This is a genomic window from Microbacterium sp. MEJ108Y (assembly GCF_000834175.1).
Classification (GTDB): domain Bacteria; phylum Actinomycetota; class Actinomycetes; order Actinomycetales; family Microbacteriaceae; genus Microbacterium; species Microbacterium forte.
Window position 1 is genome coordinate 1 of the sequence record NZ_JXQX01000040.1, and the last position, 1,865, is coordinate 1,865.

At 54.1% G+C, this 1,865-nt stretch carries 2 rRNA genes; both read left to right on the forward strand.

Annotated features, from left to right (window positions below):
* A 23S ribosomal RNA gene (locus RU09_RS18815) occupies nucleotides 1-1,634 on the forward strand; the annotation flags it as partial.
* A 106-nt stretch (nucleotides 1,635-1,740) separates the two neighbouring features.
* Nucleotides 1,741-1,857, forward strand: a 5S ribosomal RNA gene (gene rrf / locus RU09_RS17720).
* Nucleotides 1,858-1,865 lie beyond the last annotated feature (8 nt).

Sequence of the window (1,865 nt, forward strand, 5' to 3'; positions counted from 1 at the left end):
TGGCCGACAGGCGTAGTCGATGGACAACGGGTTGATATTCCCGTACCGGCGAAGAACCGCCCAAGCTAATCCAGTAGTGCTAAGTGTCTGAATCCCAGTGACTGATCCCTTCGGGGTGACGCGTTGGGCCTAGCGCACGACCCCATTCTGGTGCGGTTAGCGTATTAACAGGTGTGACGCAGGAAGGTAGTCCAGCCGGGCGATGGTTGTCCCGGTGCAAGTGCGTAGGCCGAGAGATAGGCAAATCCGTCTCTCACATAGGCTGAGACACGATGCGGATAAAAAGTGGATGATCCTATGCTGCCAAGAAAAGCATCGACGCGAGGTTCCAGCCGCCCGTACCCCAAACCGACTCAGGTGGTCAGGTAGAGAATACCAAGGAGATCGAGAGAATCGTGGTTAAGGAACTCGGCAAAATGCCCCCGTAACTTCGGGAGAAGGGGGGCCTTCGACGTATTAGGACTTGCTCCGAAAGCGTTTGGAGGCCGCAGAGACTAGTGGGTAGCGACTGTTTACTAAAAACACAGGTCCGTGCCAAGTCGCAAGACGATGTATACGGACTGACGCCTGCCCGGTGCTGGAAGGTTAAGAGGACCGGTTAGCCGCAAGGCGAAGCTGAGAATTTAAGCCCCAGTAAACGGCGGTGGTAACTATAACCATCCTAAGGTAGCGAAATTCCTTGTCGGGTAAGTTCCGACCTGCACGAATGGCGTAACGACTTCCCAACTGTCTCAACCGCGAACTCGGCGAAATTGCATTACGAGTAAAGATGCTCGTTACGCGCAGCAGGACGGAAAGACCCCGTGACCTTTACTATAGCTTTGTATTGGTGTTCGGTGTGGCTTGTGTAGGATAGGTGGGAGACTGTGAAGCATGGACGCCAGTTCATGTGGAGTCATTGTTGAAATACCACTCTGGTCACTCTGGATATCTAACTTCGAACCGTAATCCGGTTCAGGGACAGTGCATGGTGGGTAGTTTAACTGGGGCGGTTGCCTCCCAAAAAGTAACGGAGGCGCCCAAAGGTTCCCTCAACCTGGTTGGCAATCAGGTGTCGAGTGTAAGTGCACAAGGGAGCTTGACTGTGAGACTGACAGGTCGAGCAGGGACGAAAGTCGGGACTAGTGATCCGGCAGTGGCTTGTGGAAGCGCTGTCGCTCAACGGATAAAAGGTACCTCGGGGATAACAGGCTGATCTTGCCCAAGAGTCCATATCGACGGCATGGTTTGGCACCTCGATGTCGGCTCGTCGCATCCTGGGGCTGGAGTAGGTCCCAAGGGTTGGGCTGTTCGCCCATTAAAGCGGTACGCGAGCTGGGTTTAGAACGTCGTGAGACAGTTCGGTCCCTATCCGCTGCGCGCGTAGGAAATTTGAGAGGATCTGACCCTAGTACGAGAGGACCGGGTTGGACGAACCTCTGGTGTGTCAGTTGTTCCGCCAGGAGCACCGCTGATTAGCTACGTTCGGGATGGATAACCGCTGAAAGCATCTAAGCGGGAAGCCGGCCTCAAGATGAGATTTCCATACCTTCGGGTGAGAGGCTCCCAGCCAGACTACTGGGTTGATAGGCCAGATGTGGAAGTGCAGTAATGCATGCAGCTGACTGGTACTAATAAGCCGATGACTTGATAACACACCGTTTGTTGGTGCTACGCGTCCACTGAGTGGTTCTCGATGTACGGTCGAGAACCGCATGACAATGACTTTGTTATGTGTTTTGATTGAAACATCTATAGTGTTTCGGCGGCCATAGCGTGAGGGAAACGCCCGGTTACATTCCGAACCCGGAAGCTAAGCCTCACAGCGCCGATGGTACTGCAGGGGGGACCCTGTGGGAGAGTAGGACACCGCCGGACTTCTTTTA